General features: G+C 50.9%; 16 protein-coding genes. 15 read left to right on the top strand and 1 reads right to left on the bottom strand.

Annotation, left to right across the window (positions count from 1 at the left end):
- Positions 1-54 precede the first annotated feature (54 nt).
- From ACTF7Q_RS04125 to ACTF7Q_RS04055, 15 genes are all read left to right on the top strand, one after another.
- Positions 55-1116, top strand: a complete 1062-nt coding sequence (locus ACTF7Q_RS04125) for an ester cyclase (RefSeq protein ID WP_438996586.1) — start codon at positions 55-57, stop codon at positions 1114-1116.
- A gap of 202 nt (positions 1117-1318) precedes the next feature.
- Positions 1319-2560 carry an ABC transporter substrate-binding protein gene (locus ACTF7Q_RS04120; protein ID WP_438996604.1) on the top strand — a complete coding sequence of 414 codons (1242 nt, stop codon included), beginning with the start codon at positions 1319-1321 and terminating at the stop codon, positions 2558-2560.
- 62 nt (positions 2561-2622) lie between these two features.
- Positions 2623-3654: a carbohydrate ABC transporter permease gene (locus ACTF7Q_RS04115; protein WP_438996585.1), complete on the top strand. Its 1032-nt coding sequence runs from the start codon at positions 2623-2625 to the stop codon at positions 3652-3654.
- Entirely contained in the window at positions 3651-4535 is an 885-nt protein-coding gene (locus ACTF7Q_RS04110; RefSeq protein ID WP_438996584.1) for a carbohydrate ABC transporter permease, read from the top strand. The genes ACTF7Q_RS04115 and ACTF7Q_RS04110 overlap by 4 nt, the downstream gene beginning before the upstream one ends.
- A gap of 10 nt (positions 4536-4545) precedes the next feature.
- On the top strand, positions 4546-5592 hold the full coding sequence (locus ACTF7Q_RS04105) for an ABC transporter ATP-binding protein (protein ID WP_438996583.1): 1047 nt from the start codon (positions 4546-4548) through the stop codon (positions 5590-5592).
- A 13-nt stretch (positions 5593-5605) separates the two neighbouring features.
- Positions 5606-6160: an ester cyclase gene (locus ACTF7Q_RS04100; RefSeq protein ID WP_438996582.1), complete on the top strand. Its 555-nt coding sequence runs from the start codon at positions 5606-5608 to the stop codon at positions 6158-6160.
- A 3-nt stretch (positions 6161-6163) separates the two neighbouring features.
- Positions 6164-7474 (top strand): histidinol dehydrogenase, encoded by a 1311-nt coding sequence (gene hisD, locus ACTF7Q_RS04095; RefSeq protein WP_438996581.1) that lies wholly within the window; start codon positions 6164-6166, stop codon positions 7472-7474.
- Entirely contained in the window at positions 7471-8238 is a 768-nt protein-coding gene (locus ACTF7Q_RS04090; RefSeq protein ID WP_438996580.1) for an SDR family NAD(P)-dependent oxidoreductase, read from the top strand. Before hisD ends, ACTF7Q_RS04090 begins: the two co-directional genes overlap by 4 nt.
- A complete protein-coding gene (locus ACTF7Q_RS04085) occupies positions 8238-9269 on the top strand; it encodes a LacI family DNA-binding transcriptional regulator (protein WP_438996579.1) in 1032 nt (343 codons plus the stop codon). The genes ACTF7Q_RS04090 and ACTF7Q_RS04085 overlap by 1 nt, the downstream gene beginning before the upstream one ends.
- On the top strand, positions 9256-10230 hold the full coding sequence (locus ACTF7Q_RS04080; protein ID WP_438996578.1) for an ester cyclase: 975 nt from the start codon (positions 9256-9258) through the stop codon (positions 10228-10230). The genes ACTF7Q_RS04085 and ACTF7Q_RS04080 overlap by 14 nt, the downstream gene beginning before the upstream one ends.
- A 30-nt stretch (positions 10231-10260) precedes the next feature.
- A complete protein-coding gene (locus ACTF7Q_RS04075) occupies positions 10261-11247 on the top strand; it encodes a cupin domain-containing protein (RefSeq protein WP_438996577.1) in 987 nt (328 codons plus the stop codon).
- A 39-nt stretch (positions 11248-11286) separates the two neighbouring features.
- Complete coding sequence (locus ACTF7Q_RS04070) at positions 11287-12420, top strand: cobalamin-independent methionine synthase II family protein (protein ID WP_438996576.1); 1134 nt, start codon at positions 11287-11289, stop codon at positions 12418-12420.
- Between the two features lie 7 nt (positions 12421-12427).
- Complete coding sequence (locus tag ACTF7Q_RS04065) at positions 12428-13135, top strand: alpha/beta fold hydrolase (RefSeq protein ID WP_438996575.1); 708 nt, start codon at positions 12428-12430, stop codon at positions 13133-13135.
- Complete coding sequence (locus ACTF7Q_RS04060; RefSeq protein ID WP_438996574.1) at positions 13135-13830, top strand: RraA family protein; 696 nt, start codon at positions 13135-13137, stop codon at positions 13828-13830. Before ACTF7Q_RS04065 ends, ACTF7Q_RS04060 begins: the two co-directional genes overlap by 1 nt.
- Positions 13831-13950: 120 nt before the next feature.
- Positions 13951-14454, top strand: coding sequence for a DUF3237 domain-containing protein (locus ACTF7Q_RS04055; protein ID WP_438996573.1), 504 nt, complete (start codon positions 13951-13953; stop codon positions 14452-14454).
- A 27-nt stretch (positions 14455-14481) separates the two neighbouring features.
- Here ACTF7Q_RS04055 and ACTF7Q_RS04050 read toward each other — a convergent pair.
- Positions 14482-15206 (bottom strand): FAD-dependent monooxygenase (locus tag ACTF7Q_RS04050; RefSeq protein WP_438996572.1); only part of this gene is annotated, 725 nt, incomplete at its 5' end.

Genomic DNA, 15206 nt, shown 5'->3' with positions numbered 1-15206 from the left:
GATCATCAGTAAGCTGGCTTCACATTATGGGCGTCGCTGGCAAAGGGGGTTTACATGACATCACAACATGCTCTTCACAAAGAACATATCACCCCTTTGCGCCAAGCCATGTATGACTTTACACCGGCGGGTGTGCGCGCCGAGATTGCCGCATTGTTTGCCCCAGATGCGGTTGTGCATCTGGCGCACCCCTTTGAAACGCTAGCCGGACCAGACGGGTTGATGGAGCAAGCCTTGATGCCGCTTTATCAGGCTTTTCCGGATCTCGAGCGGCGCGATTATCTGGTGATGGCGGGCGCGGCGAGAGAAGATGACGGCAGCAGCAGCGACTGGGTAGGGTGCTGTGGCTATTACACCGGCACCTTTATGGCGCCTTTTCTGGATATCCCGCCAACTGGTCATCAGACCAGCATGCGATTCCACGAATTTTATCGCTTTGAAAATGGCAAAGTGGTCGAGATGCAGGCGCTGTGGGATATCCCCGAAGTGATGATGCAGGCTGGGGTCTGGCCAATGAGCCCAAGTATGGGGCGTGAATGGCTGGTACCCGCGCCCGCTACGGCCGATGGGCTGTTTTTGCCGCCATGGCATCGCGACACTGCCGATGCCAGCATTCAGCTGGTTCTGGATATGCTAACAGGGTTGGGCAAATTTGCCGAAGAAGGAGCGGCGGCGATGGAGCTGGAACGATACTGGCATCCGCATTTCAGTTGGTATGGGCCAGCAGGTATAGGCACAGGCCGGGGTGTTTCCGGCTTTCGCAACTGGCATCAAATGCCGTTTTTGGCAGGGATGCCCGATCGTGGGTCAGGCCCCGGGAAACGCTATTTTTTCGGCGATCATGACTATGTTGCTGTTACCGCCTGGCCAGGCATGGCGATGACGATGAGTGGTGATGGTTTCCTTGGGATCGTGCCAGCAAACCAGAAAATCACAATGCGAAGCCTTGATTTCTGGCGTTGTGAAAAGGGGCTGATCAGGGAAAACTGGGTACTTGTCGATCTGTTGCATGTATATAGCCAGCTTGGTGTTGATGTGCTGGCGCGGATGCGGGCGATGACCTCGGCAAACCCCTATGGACCAAACCGCCGATTCTTTGAGACTAAGCCATCCTGAGCTGATCTTTTTCCGGCGGATGGTGTAAAATAGATAGTCATTTTATAAATAATCACTCGGACGACTTTATACTTTACATTTCTTGCATACGTATTCAAAGTTTATGAAGAGTTCTGCTTAGGTGGTATTTCGTGCTTAGGCTTTATACGGCATTTAGCCGTAGTTTGATCAAAATAAGATTTTAGGGAGAAAGTTTATGAACATGTTGTCGAAAATTGCACTGAAAATGGCATTGACTGGCGCTGTTGTAATCGCCGGATCATCTTCGGCCTTTGCTGGTTGTGGAATCACGTCTGGTTCAGTGCGGATTATTGCAAATGATTTTCCTGCCTCACAGGCCGTATCTGCAGCAGCCATGAAATGTGATGGTGATGGCGCGTCAGTGACCGTGAATCTGAATAAGGATTATAAAGATTTGATCGTTGCGGCTATGACAGCTAACCCAGCTGAATATACCACGTCTCATGCGACCAACAGCACGCTTGTCTCGCTGATGAATGATGATCTTGTGCGTCCGTTGAATGACTATGTTGCAAAATATGGTCAGGGCATTGCCAAGTCACAATTGATCACCGTTGATGGCAATGTGATGGCGATTGCCTTCATGGCGAATGCTCAGCATCTGTTCTATCGTCAGGATATTCTTGATGCGGCAGGTGTTGGTGTGCCTGCAAGTTATGATGATGTTCTGGCCGCGGCCAAGGCCATCAAAAGCAAAGGTTTAATGGATTATCCTATTGCTGGCACATACAAGGCTGGCTGGAATCTGGGTGAAGAATTCGTCAATATGTATCTTGGTCATGGCGGGTCATTCTTTAAGCCGGGGTCTGCCGAGCCAGCGATCAATAACGCCAAAGGTGTTGCCACATTGAATATGATGAAGGCACTTAGCGAATATATGAATCCTGACTTTCTGACGCATGACTCAAACGCTGTGCAGGCGTCATGGGAAGCTGGCAATGTTGCCATGACAAATCTGTGGGGTTCACGCGCAGGTGCCGTGACCGACGGTGAGGGCTCTACTGCTGACATCGAAAATAACACAAAATTTGCCAGTGCCCCGACTGTTGCTGGTGGATCAACACCAGCATCGACTTTATGGTGGGACGGTTTCGCGATTGCCAGAAATATCTCGGATGCTGATGCCGAAGCCACATTCAAGGCGATCATGGTGGGTATTTCACCTGAGATGGCAAAAGCCAATGTTGATAAGGCTAACTGGCTGATGGACGGCGTTCCGGCACGAGCGGCAGGTGTTGGTGTGATCGCAACAGCCAAAGGCGCGGCATTACCTTATCCGATGTTGCCTTATATGGGCGCATTACATGGCGCGGCAGGTAGCGAGCTTGCTGACTTCCTACAAGGCAAAGAAAGTGCAGAACAAGCACTTGCCGATATTGAAGCTGCGTATCGTGCGGCAGCCAAAGAAAAGGGTTTCCTCTAGGAAGCTTATTGACTGGAGAGAGCCGGTCTCTCTCCAGCCTCTATTTATTAAAGATTTGAACCATGCCACATCGTACATTTATGAGCTTTATCTGGCCGTCTGCACTTGCAATGCTTCTGTTTATTGCCTTGCCGATCGTATCAGTTGCCGTGCAGTCGTTATACGTTGCGCATGAGCAGGTTTTTGTTGAGGTGGAAAATTGTGGTCCCTTTGGATGCACAACGGTTCAAAAGATTGATCCGCAAGCAACCGCAGCATTGCGTGAAGCACAGCCACTTGGCCAGTTCAACGGCTTTGGCACCTATTTGAACCGTAATCATCTGGCGTCGGCTGAAATTTCACAAGCGTGGGATAACCGAGCTGATCTTGGTGAATTCATCTCCAAGGTTTTGAACCTGCCCTTTTACAAAGCGCTTAGCTTTACGCTGACCTATACATTCGTGGTTACGCCTTTTGTTATTATTTTGGGGTTTTTTGTGGCATTGGCGGTAAACCGCTTGCCATCTTTTTTTAAAGGTCCAACCATTTTCGTATCTTTACTGCCGATGATTGTCACCCCATTGATTGGGTCGCTTATTCTGTTCTGGATGATTGACGCTGATGGCGTGATCGGTGGGACTTTGCAGCTTATTTTCGATAATCCCGATTTATCACTCAAAGCATCACCCACGCTGACATGGGTCACTTTGATCGTTTATGGCGTCTGGCACTCGGCACCTTTTTCATTCATCGTTTTCTATGCGGGTTTGCAAACCGTGCCGCAAGATACGCTGGAAAGCGCCATGGTTGACGGTGCCAATCGCTGGGAGCAGGTACGCTATGTTATTGTCCCGCATCTGTTGCCGCTGGTGGTGTTTATTTCATTAATGCAGTTGATGGATAATTTCCGCGTCTTTGAGCCGATTATCAGTTTCAGTGCCGAAGCCAGCGCGACATCATTATCGTGGATTATCTATAATGACCTGCGCGGAACCGACGGTAATATTCTGTTTGGGTCGGCGGCGGCAACGTCACTTTTGACAATTATTGGCGTCTGTATTCTGTTGACGCCGGTTCTGATCCGTACATGGCGGACACATGGAGCGCGCGCATGAGTATTGTCGCTTCACGCAAGCCGCTGTCATTTCTGTCAATCGCGGCTATGGCCTTTTTATTGATATGGCTGGCTATTGCGGCGGTGCCGTTTCTGTGGACGCTTTGGGGCAGCTTTAAAGTTCAAGCAGACTTTTTTTCAAAGCTGGATTGGCAGAACGCGCTATATGGTGTGTTCACGATGGCTGAAACAGGCAGCTATTTCACCGGCAATGGCTATGAAGGTGCCTGGATAGAGGAAGAATTCTGGCGGTCATCGGTGAATACGATGATTATGACCTTTTCGGTTGTGGCTATTTCATTGACCCTTGGCACGCTTGGTGGCTATGCCTTGTCGCGATCAGGCTACCGCTATGCGTTCTGGGTGTTGATTATTGCGCTGATATTTCGTGCCATGCCGCATATCACGCTTGTGTCGGGTTATCTTCTGCCGTTTTTCCAGCTTAATCTTTACGGGTATCTGGGCACGACGATTGTGGTCATGGTGGCTATCAATCAACCGTTCACATTATGGATGCTGCATTCCTTTTTCCAGAACATCCCAAAGGATCTGGATGAAAGCGCGATGGTCGATGGGTGCACGCGGTTTCAGGCGTTTCGCTATGTGATCATTCCGGTTATGTGGCCAGGCGTTATCACAACCGGGCTGTTCAGCTTCCTGCTTGCTTATAATGATTTTGCCCTGACCGGCCTGTTACTGTCGCAGGAAAACCAGACGATGGTGCCCAAAATCGCCAGCTTCCTTGGGTCGGCGCAAGAAGAAGGCAATGTCATGTATGCGGTATCGGCCGTTGTGTCTGCTACAGCACCTTTATTTATTCTGGTGATGTTTTTTCAGCGCCAGATTGTAAGTGGCCTGACGGCTGGTGCGGTCAAGGGATAGGGAGATAAGGATGGCGAGTATTACGCTGAACAATCTGACTAAACGCTGGGGTGACTTTGTTGCCGTGGACAGTTTTGATCTGCAGATTCAGGACGAAGAGTTTCTGGTGCTGTTGGGCCCGTCTGGCTGTGGCAAGACAACAACCATGCGGATGATCGCCGGACTTGAGGAGATTACAGAAGGCGATATCAGTATCGATGGCAAGGTGGTTAATCATCTTGAGCCAAAGGATCGTGATATTGCCATGGTGTTCCAGTCATATGGCCTGTATCCGCATATGAATGTCTATGAAAATATCCGCTTTCCCCTGCATGTGCGCAAAGTCGATCGGGCTGAGCATGACGAAAGGGTTATGCGCGCCGCACAGATGGTCGAATTGACCGCATTTCTGCATCGCAAGCCGTCAGAATTATCAGGTGGCCAGCGCCAGCGTGTGGCCTTGGCACGGGCTATTGTGCGCGAACCGAATGTATTTCTGATGGATGAACCTTTGTCCAATCTGGATGCAAAGCTGCGGGTATCCACCCGTGCGCAGATCAAACATCTGCATCATCAGTTAAAGGTGACAACGGTGTATGTAACGCATGACCAGATTGAAGCGATGACGCTGGCTGACCGTGTGGTGGTTATGAATCAAGGAATTGTCCAGCAGATTGGCACGCCAACCGAAATTTATGACATGCCCGCGAATGACTTTGTGGCCAGTTTCATTGGCAATCCGGCGATGAATTTGCTGACAGGTCATTTGAAAGGTGGGGTCTTTAACGGCGAGAATATCACAGTCAAAGGCCTGAAAGGTGCAGATGGCCCTGTGCGTCTTGGCTTTCGCGCTGAAGATGCCAGTCTTGGTAAAACCGGTGCCATCAAGGCACCTGTCTATTCAGCCGAATTGCTGGGTGATGCAACGATGCTGACGGTAAAGGCTGGTGGCGCGATGGTTTCGGTCAAGGCGCATAAGGATGTCCGCAGCGCAATTGGTGATCCTGTGACAATTTCAGTGCCGGCATCGATCTGTCACCTGTTTGATGTCACGACCGGCACACGTATTCAGAAATAGGGAAAAACAGTTTATGTCGACAAATGCCAGACCAGAACAAGCGATGCTAACCCGTGATACCGATATGGCGAAGACTGATGACACACGGCGGGTGATCGAAGGTATGGTTGATGGTCTGAATGATCATCGTATCGATGATATAGGTGTTTTTTTTGCCGAAAGCTTTCGGTGGATGGGTAATCAGGGCTGCGGCACTAAAATGGGTCTGCAGGCCTTTCAGGATAATTGGCAACGCCCATTTCAAGCAGCCTTTTCCGACAAGGTATGTATTGATGAAGCACGGCTATTCATGGGGGAATGGGCAGCTGCGTTCGGGCGTCAGGAAGCGGTGCATTCAGGCGATTTCATGGGTATTGCCGCCACCGGCAAACGCGTTGAAATCCGGTATATGGATTTCTGGAAAGTGGCAGATGGCAAAATTGCTGATAATTGGGTGATGGTCGATTTTCCGCATGTGATGGCACAGCTGGGTGTTGATGTTTTTAATGGTAAAGGCTGGGAAATCTATGACCGCGGCGAGGCGACGCCACCGCGGCCAGCGAAAGCTTCCGGCGCGAGTAAGGAGTAGATCATGGCAATCACCTATCTAAAATCGGGCAAACCACAAACCGAACGGTCAGAAGATGACGCCAAGGTGCGTGACGTTGTTGAGCGCAGTCTGGCAGATATTGAAGTGCGTGGTGATGCGGCAGTGCGTGATCTAGCCGAAAAATTTGATAACTTTACGCCGCCAAGTTTTCGGCTGAGTGCCGAAGAGATTCAAGCGCTAATTGACGACGTTCCGCCGCGCGATATGGAAGATATCAAATTTGCACAGGCACAAGTGCGTGCTTTTGCCGAAATTCAACGCGCGTCGATGCAGGATGTTGAAGTCGAAACCATGCCTGGTGTTATTCTGGGGCATAAAAACATTCCCGTACAATCAGTCGGCTGTTACGTTCCAGCCGGTAAATTTCCAATGGTGGCTTCGGCGCATATGTCGGTTCTGACAGCATCAGTTGCCGGGGTGCCACGTATTGTTGCGATGACGCCGCCTTTTGAAGGTAAGCCCAATCCCGCAGTGATTGCGGCCATGCATATGGGCGGTGCGCATGAAATTTATGTGCTGGGTGGTATTCAGGCGGTTGGGGCGATGGCCATTGGCACCGAAACGATTGACCCTGTGCATATGCTGGTCGGCCCAGGTAATGCCTTTGTGGCCGAAGCTAAGCGGCAGTTATTTGGCCGTGTCGGCATTGATTTATTTGCCGGACCGACCGAAACGATGGTGATTGCCGATGATACTGTAGATGCTGAATTATGCGCTACCGATCTTTTAGGTCAGGCCGAGCATGGCTATAATTCACCAGCCGTGTTGTTGACCAATTCGGAGAAGCTGGCGCGCGAAACGCTGGCGGAAATTGACCGTATTCTGGAGATACTGCCCACCGCCGATACAGCGTCGGTAAGTTGGCGTGATTATGGCGAAGTCATTGTCTGTGATAGCTATGATGAGATGCTTGAGGTGGCCGATGATATTGCGTCGGAACATGTGCAGGTAATGACCGACCGCGATGACTGGTTCCTTGAGAATATGACATGCTATGGCGCGCTGTTCCTTGGGCCGCGGACGAATGTTGCCAATGGGGACAAGGTGATTGGCACCAACCATACGCTGCCCACCAAAAAGGCCGGTCGCTATACAGGTGGGCTGTGGGTTGGTAAATATCTGAAAACACATTCCTATCAGAAAGTGACGACAGATGAAGCCGCGGTTGCCGTGGGTGCCTATTGTTCACGTCTTTGTATGCTCGAAGGGTTTGTCGGCCATGCTGAACAAGCCAATATCAGAGTGCGCCGCTATGGAGGGCAGAATGTACCTTATGGAGAGGCTGCCGAATGATCGACCTGCCAAGAACCCCATCTTTCCGACTTGACGGCCGCCGTGCGCTTGTGACAGGCGGATCATCAGGGATTGGGCTGGGTTGTGCAGTGGCGCTGGCCGAAGCAGGGGCGCATGTAACGGTGATGGCGCGCAAACAGGCAGCGCTTGAGGAACTGGCCGACGCCTTTGCCAAACAAGGATGGCCAATAGAAATTATCAGTAACGATATTGTTGATTGCGATGTCACAAAGACTGTTCTGGATGCGCTGGCACCTTTTGACATATTGGTGAATAGTGCTGGTTTGGCACGCCATGCGCCAGCGACTGAAACCTCGATTGAGGATTTTGATGCGGTGATGAATGTTAATCTGCGTGGCGCGTTCTTTTTAGCGCGGGAAGTTGCCAAAGGCATGATCGAGGCCAGAATCACCGGTTCAATCATCACAATTTCCAGCCAGATGGCCTTTGTTGGCGGGGTTGATCGCAGTGTCTATTGTGCGTCGAAATTCGCCGTTGAAGGTTTTACCAAATCGATGGCTATCGAATTGGCGGCTTTCAAAATCCGGATCAACACAATCAGCCCCACCTTTATCCGTACGCCATTGACCGAGCAAACCTTTAGCCGGCCAAGTCGGGTGAAATGGATTGAAGATAAAATTAAACTAGGTCGGGTGGGCGAAATCGAAGATGTGATGGGCGCGGTGCAATTTCTGGCAAGTGACGCGGCTGGTTTGGTCACCGGAACATCATTGCTTGTTGATGGGGGGTGGACAGCTGACTGATGGCACGTGATAACGCCACATCTTTGGACGTTGCCCGCCATGCTGGGGTAAGCCAATCGGCCGTGAGCCGCGTGTTTACTCCAGGTGCGTCAGTATCAATGAAAATGGCGGATAAGGTCAAACGGTCGGCTGATGCGCTTGGTTATCGGCCGAATGTGCTGGCGCGGTCTCTGATTACCGGCCAATCACGTATCATTGGCCTTGTTGTCGCCTATCTTGATAATCAGTTTTATCCAGAAGCACTGGAACGGCTGTCCATGAGCTTACAAGAACAAGGCTATCATGTGCTGGTTTTTATGGCCTCTAAGACAGCAGGCAATATCGATCAGGTGCTAGAAGAAATTCTGGATTATCAAGTTGATGGCGTGATTATGGCGTCGGTTGCCATGTCGTCTAGTCTGGCCAAGCGTTGTGACGAAGCTGGCATTCCGGTGGTGCTGTTCAATCGCCGTCAAAACGATCTGAGCTTTAGTTCTGTAACATCGGATAATATGTCAGGTGGTCAAAAATTGGCTCGCTTTTTGATTGCCGGTGGGCATCAGCGTATCGGCTATATAGCAGGCTGGGACGGGGCATCGACGCAACATGATCGTGAAGCTGGCTTTGTTATGGGTCTGCAAGATGCCGGGCAAAGTCTGTTTGCACGGGGATGCGGAAATTTCATGCTGGAAGAAGCGCGGATTGCCGCCCGTGACATGTTCAGCCAGTCGGTGATACCCGACGCTGTCTTTGTCGCCACTGATCATATGGCCTTTGCCGTCATGGATGTGCTGCGCTTTGAACTGGGGCTTTCGGTGCCGGATGATGTGTCGGTTGTCGGCTATGATGATGTGCAGCTTGCCAGCTGGACAAGTTATGATCTGACAACGGTGCGGCAACCGGTCAATAAAATGGTCAGCGAGACAATCGCCATACTGATGGCGCGGATCGAGCAGGGGCATAGCCAATTACGTAATGTTGAACTCGATGGATCGTTGATCGTTCGGGGTTCGGCCAAAATACAAGAAGGATGGGAAGATGCAGGGGTTTAATAGTCGTTGGAAGGATTTTCCCGATTATATTATCGGTATAACGCAGGAAATCTGGGAACAGCGCGGCATCGCCACGCTTGAGCATTATTATACGCCGGATATTCCGGTTAGGTCTCCAGGCTCGGTGGTGATTGGCAATAAGGATGTGATTGCGGCAACAATGGCGACATTGGCTGAATTTCCGGATCGTAGATTGCTTGGCGAGGATGTGATCTGGTCGGGGTCGCCAGAAGACGGGATGCTGTCTTCGCATCGGATTTTTTCAACCGCAACGCATAGCGCCGATGGCGTCTATGGCAAAGCTACGGGCACCAAGCTTGGCTATCGTGTGATTGCCGATTGCCATGCGATCAATGACCAGATCAATGATGAATGGTTGATCCGCGATCAGGGCGCTGTTGTACGTCAGCTTGGCTGGAACCCAAAAGATTATGCGGCTGATCTGATTGCGCGTGAAGGTGGTGCCGCCCATTGTGTGAAGCCGTTTACGCCGGCGATTGACGTGCCGGGCCCTTATAAAGGCCGGGGTAATAACAATGAATGGGGGCAAAAATATGCCGATATTCTGGAGCGCATGATGGCTGGTGATATGGCTGTGATTCCGGCAGAATATGACCGCGCTTGTCATCTGGAATTGCCTGGCGGGGTCACGGGCCATAGTCATGATGCGGCCGATCAGTTCTGGATGGGGCTACGATCCAGCTTTCCAAAGGCCATATTTACGATCGAGCATCAGATTGGCCGAAGTGACCCACATATGCCGCCACGTGCAGCGATCCGCTGGGGTTTACATGGAAAACATGATGGCTGGGGCAGCTTTGGCGCACCAACAGGCGCAGAGGTTTATGTCATGGGTGCGTGTCATGCCGAGTTCGGGCCATGGGGTCTTCGCCGTGAGTATGTTCTGCTTGATGAAACATCTGTTTGGAAACAGATTCTCATACATATGGGTGATGATTAGAGATTAGAGATTAGGTGGGGAGGTCATGTGATGACAGTTGATGAAATGGAAAAGCGCATCGTGCGCTATGGCGATCTTGTGCCATGTCGCACTGCCTTTATCGATGCCCATACGCCAGGTTCTGACAGGAAAGAAAATTTTACCATCATCGGCGGTGGCGTATCCGAAGCCGCAGATCAGCATGTGCATATCAAGGAAACCCCAGGTTTCAATATAGGGGCGGCAGGGCAACCGCCGAAATGCCGTAACTCGCTACATACACATCGCACTGCCGAGGTGTTTTTTGTGCTGTCTGGACGCTGGCGGTTTTTCTGGGGCAATGATGGCACTGATGGCGAGGTTACGCTTACCGAAGGTGATGTTATCAATATCCCAACGGGTATTTTCCGTGGGTTTGAAAATATTGGCACCGACTATGGCATGATCATGGCGGTTCTGGGTGGTGATGACGCTGGTGGTGGCGTGATATGGGCGCCACAGGTGATCGAGGATGCCAAGGATCATGGGCTGGTTCTGGGTGAGAATGGCGTGCTTTATGACAGCAATAAGGGCGAGGATTTGCCTGCTGGTATAGAGCCCATGCGGGTGCTTGATGAAGATGATATGGCACTGTTCCCAAAGGTAACGACAGCGATGTTTGTACCGCGCTTTGTGGCTCGTTATCTGGATATGATGGCACTTGCCGATTGCCAGCCTGTGACCGTCATCGGACAGGATGGAATGCTGGTTGATCAGCCAGGTTTCACGCTTGAATTCCTATCGGCAGGCTCGGTTGACAATACAGCCTATAGCACCGATCGACATGAGATTTTGATGGTCATGCGTGGCCATTGGCAGGTTACCTGGGCAGGCGGACAAACGGTGCTGGCTCCTGGGGATGTATTTGCCATACCGCCCAGGATTGAGCGAAGTCTAAAGGTGGCGATGAGTGGTGAGGCCAGTCTGTTCAGAGTATGCGATACCGATGACGAAGCCGGACCCACAATGAATTTCTTTAGCGATAACCGCCCACATTAATAACAGCGTGAGCAACAGCCTTTCAAAAGGGAGTGTAGAATGAGCAAAATTCAAACAAGCCATGTGGGATCACTACCGCGCACCCAAGAGGTGGTTGATTTCATTTTTGCCCGCGAGAATGAACAGCCCTATGATGCGGCGGCGTTTGACGCTTGTATGGCGTCTGCCTGTGGAGAAACCGTGCGTAAACAGGTCGAAGCGGGCATTGATATTGTATCGGATGGTGAGACCTCAAAGATTTCCTATGCTACCTATGTCAAGGATCGATATACAGGCTTTTCAGGCGATAGTGATCGTAACCCGCCAGGGGATCTGAAATTATTTCCGGGCTTTCTCAAGCGTCTGGCAGATGATGGCGGCACCCCGCAATATGCGCGCCCTATGTGCACGGGCGAGGTGAAATCCAAAGGCCAAGGTGAACTTGAAAGCGATATTGCCAATTTGAAAGCCGGTATGCAGGCGCATGGTGCAAAGCGAGCTTTCATGAATGCCGCATCGCCTGGGGTGATTTCTCTATTTTTGCAAAATCAGCATTATAAAACCCGTGAAGCCTATCTGGCTGCCCTTGCTGATGCGATGAAGGCCGAATATGAAACGATCGTAAATGCAGGTATTGATCTGCAACTCGATTGCCCGGATCTGGCATTGTCGCGTCATATGCTGTTTGCTGATTTGTCGGACGATGAGTTTGTGGCAGTGGCCAATTTGCATGTCGAGGCGTTGAATCATGCCTTACGTGATATTGATCCAGCGCATGTGCGGGTGCATATCTGCTGGGGTAATTATGAAGGTCCGCATGTTTGTGATATAGATATGGAAAAGGTGTTTCCAACATTGATGTCAACGCGGGCGCGCTATGTTCTGTTTGAAACGTCGAACCCGCGTCATGCGCATGAATGGACTGTATTTCGTGACCGCAAGGCCGAAATACCCGACGATAAAGTGCTGGTGCCAGGTGTTGTGGATACGACGACTAATTTTGTCGAGCATCCAGAATTAGTAGCGCAGCGTATTGAAAAATTCACTGATATTGTTGGTGCTGATCGGGTGATTGCTGGGTCAGATTGTGGGTTTGGCACCTTCGCCGGTTTCGGCGCGGTAGATCCGGATATTGCCTATGCCAAGCTTAAAACCCTGTCCGAAGGCGCGGCACTGGCATCTGCAAGGCTTTAAAACGCGGATGTCTATTGCAGTGCAACAACCAGTGGTTCTATTGCCAGGCATGATGTGTGATGCGCGTCTGTTCACGCCGCAGATCGAGGCGCTGTCATCATCATGCGCGGTCAGTGTGGCCGATCTGACACAGCATGATAGTATTAGTGATATGGCCGCGTCAGTGCTTGCACATGCGCCGCAGAATTTTGCCCTAGCAGGACTGTCGATGGGTGGCATTGTGGCGATGGAGATAATGCGCCTAGCCCCCGAACGGGTGACAAGGCTGGCTCTGCTTGATACCAACCCGCTTGCCGAAGCCGAAGCCATGAAAACGAAGCGGGCACCACAAATCGCAAAAGCCAAGGCCGGGGCTTTATATGAGATTATGAAGCATGAGATGAAACCAAATTATCTGGCTGATGGCCCGCATCGTGCCCAGATTCTTGATTTATGTATGGATATGGCTATTGACCTTGGCGTCGAAGCGTTTGTTAATCAGTCTATGGCCTTGCGCGATCGTCAGGATCAGCAACAGACATTAAAACAGATCACTGTGCCAACATTGGTGATGTGCGGTGCGAAAGACACTTTGTGCCCAATCGAACGGCATCAGCTGATGCATGAATTGATCACAGGGTCACGATTTGAGATTGTTGACGGTGCCGGACATCTGCCAACATTGGAACAAGCCGATAACGTAAATACAGCGCTATGGCGCTGGCTGGAGGACTAATGGATCAGGCACTTTTAACATTATTACAACAGGTCGATACACCAACGGTTTGTAACGCCATTGAAGTGGCGCAAGGCAAACGTGGGTTTAGTGCCTTTACCCGTGGCACCATGCAGGCATCTGACCCACAGGCCGCCGCCATTGTCGGTTATGCCCGCACAGCGAAAATTTCAGCCCAGCACGCTTCGGATGATCCTGTCGATGAGGTCAAAGCACGGCGTATGGCCTATTATAAGCATATGTCAGATGGCGTGCGTCCATCGGTTGCCGTGATTGAAGATATAGATTTTCCACATTGCGTGGGTGCCTTTTGGGGCGAGATTAACACCACTGTTCATAAAGGCTTTGGCGTGCATGGCGCGTTGACAAATGGAGTTATGCGTGACCTTGGCGATTTACCCGCAGGCTTTCCAGTTATTGCCGGATCGATTGGCCCTTCGCATGCCTTTGTGCATGTCACCGAAATAGGCACGCCGGTAACTATATTTGGACTGACGGTAAAGGATGGTGATCTGGTTCATGCCGACCGGCATGGGGCGTTGGTGATCCCCGAAGATGTGATTGATCAACTGCATGATGCCATCACAACATTGCTGGCGACGGAAAAGCTGGTGCTGGAACCAGCACGGGCGGATGGCTTTGATTATGACGCTTTTGAAAAAGCCTGGTCAGCGTTTGAGGCCGCCCGAACGTGATCGTTTGTGAATGGGCTTAGGCCAGCTTCGGGTGTGATTCAGTAGGTGCTGTCCTTTTGGTCGATGGTATAAAAGCTATGCCTGGTTTGCGACGCATTGACGAAACCTTAAAAGATCGGAATGATAAAGATCATTCAATCACGTCTGAAAGATCGTAATATGGAATTATACGCCCCGAAGCTTGAGCATGTATGTGATATCAAAGTTGAACTTGGTACGGTCAAGGAACTGGGTGACGGGCGTGGCGGCAGGCGCCGTATCATCCCCATAATTGGTGGCACAGTGTCGGGACAAGGGTTAACCGGACGGGTTTTGAATGTTGGCGCTGACTGGCAAACCGTTTTCCCCGATGGGCTGGCTCAGCTTGATACGCGTTACGCATTAGAAACCGATGATGGCGCGGTTATTGAAATTCTTAACTTTGGTTTTCGTCATGGGCCAGTAGAGGTGATGGCGGCTGTTGCGCGTGGCGAAGATGTGCCGCAAGATCAGTATTATATGCGCACGCATGCGCGGCTTGAAACTGGTGACAGCCGCTATGACTGGGTCAATCGGGCTTTATTTATCGGCACCGGGGCGCGTCATAAATCACAAGTGGTGATCAGCCTTTTCCAGATTTTATAGTTAAGATTGATTAATTCATTCATTTGTTCAGGCGGGCATTAGCCGAGCGCCTTTTTCAATCATCGGCGCGGCTTTATTCACCGTTTCCATGGCGAAACCTGCGGCGGCTTTATACTGTGCCATGAATGCTGTGCGCTCGGCCTCTGACATGACATCATCTATATCATCAAAAATTCCGCCACAGCGTTCCTCGACAAGAGTCAGCAGGCCAAATGGCCCATCATTACGATTACGAAGCACCACTTTTGCAATGGGCGCGCATAGCGTTTCGTCATAGGCTTTTAGGGCGTCAGTTGTGATGCCATATTGCAACAGCATTTTGGCAAATATGCGGGTGTCGATAATCGCCTGACTGGCACCATTCGATCCGGTTGGATACATCGGATGCGCCGCATCGCCTATCAAGGCCACACGATTGTCAATCCAGCATTTCAGCGGGTCACGATCAATCATCGGATTTTCATAGGCAGCGTCAGCATTTTGTATCATGGCAGGCACATCAAGCCAGTCAAACTTGAACGAGCTGAAATGATGCACAAAACTATTTATTTCAACAGGGCGAAACCAGCCACTTTTTTCCCAGCCATGCGCAGGGTCAACGGCAACCTCAGCGATCCAGTTAGTTGCCGCCAGACCGTCGGCGTCCATTTTTGAAATGGGATATATTATGACCCGGTTTTTACGCGTCCCAAGCCCAAGAAAAGACGAGCCTGTTCGAAGCGGACGCATGCGTGTGGTGCCGCGCCACATGA

This window comes from Puniceispirillum sp. (SeqCode) (assembly GCF_965657105.1).
Taxonomy (GTDB): Bacteria; Pseudomonadota; Alphaproteobacteria; order Puniceispirillales; family Puniceispirillaceae; genus Puniceispirillum.
Note: the sequence above shows the minus strand (reverse complement) of the source record. Positions and strands in the feature narration are given on the sequence as shown.

Bases quoted from the DNA above. Each gene is read 5' to 3' on its own strand.
- ACTF7Q_RS04125 (WP_438996586.1), top strand. From the start codon at position 55: ATGACATCACAACATGCTCTTCACAAAGAACATATCACCCCTTTGCGC.
- ACTF7Q_RS04120 (WP_438996604.1), top strand. From the start codon at position 1,319: ATGTTGTCGAAAATTGCACTGAAAATGGCATTGACTGGCGCTGTTGTA.
- ACTF7Q_RS04115 (WP_438996585.1), top strand. From the start codon at position 2,623: ATGCCACATCGTACATTTATGAGCTTTATCTGGCCGTCTGCACTTGCA.
- ACTF7Q_RS04110 (WP_438996584.1), top strand. From the start codon at position 3,651: ATGAGTATTGTCGCTTCACGCAAGCCGCTGTCATTTCTGTCAATCGCG.
- ACTF7Q_RS04105 (WP_438996583.1), top strand. From the start codon at position 4,546: ATGGCGAGTATTACGCTGAACAATCTGACTAAACGCTGGGGTGACTTT.
- ACTF7Q_RS04100 (WP_438996582.1), top strand. From the start codon at position 5,606: ATGTCGACAAATGCCAGACCAGAACAAGCGATGCTAACCCGTGATACC.
- hisD (WP_438996581.1), top strand. From the start codon at position 6,164: ATGGCAATCACCTATCTAAAATCGGGCAAACCACAAACCGAACGGTCA.
- ACTF7Q_RS04090 (WP_438996580.1), top strand. From the start codon at position 7,471: ATGATCGACCTGCCAAGAACCCCATCTTTCCGACTTGACGGCCGCCGT.
- ACTF7Q_RS04085 (WP_438996579.1), top strand. From the start codon at position 8,238: ATGGCACGTGATAACGCCACATCTTTGGACGTTGCCCGCCATGCTGGG.
- ACTF7Q_RS04080 (WP_438996578.1), top strand. From the start codon at position 9,256: ATGCAGGGGTTTAATAGTCGTTGGAAGGATTTTCCCGATTATATTATC.
- ACTF7Q_RS04075 (WP_438996577.1), top strand. From the start codon at position 10,261: ATGACAGTTGATGAAATGGAAAAGCGCATCGTGCGCTATGGCGATCTT.
- ACTF7Q_RS04070 (WP_438996576.1), top strand. From the start codon at position 11,287: ATGAGCAAAATTCAAACAAGCCATGTGGGATCACTACCGCGCACCCAA.
- ACTF7Q_RS04065 (WP_438996575.1), top strand. From the start codon at position 12,428: ATGTCTATTGCAGTGCAACAACCAGTGGTTCTATTGCCAGGCATGATG.
- ACTF7Q_RS04060 (WP_438996574.1), top strand. From the start codon at position 13,135: ATGGATCAGGCACTTTTAACATTATTACAACAGGTCGATACACCAACG.
- ACTF7Q_RS04055 (WP_438996573.1), top strand. From the start codon at position 13,951: ATGATAAAGATCATTCAATCACGTCTGAAAGATCGTAATATGGAATTA.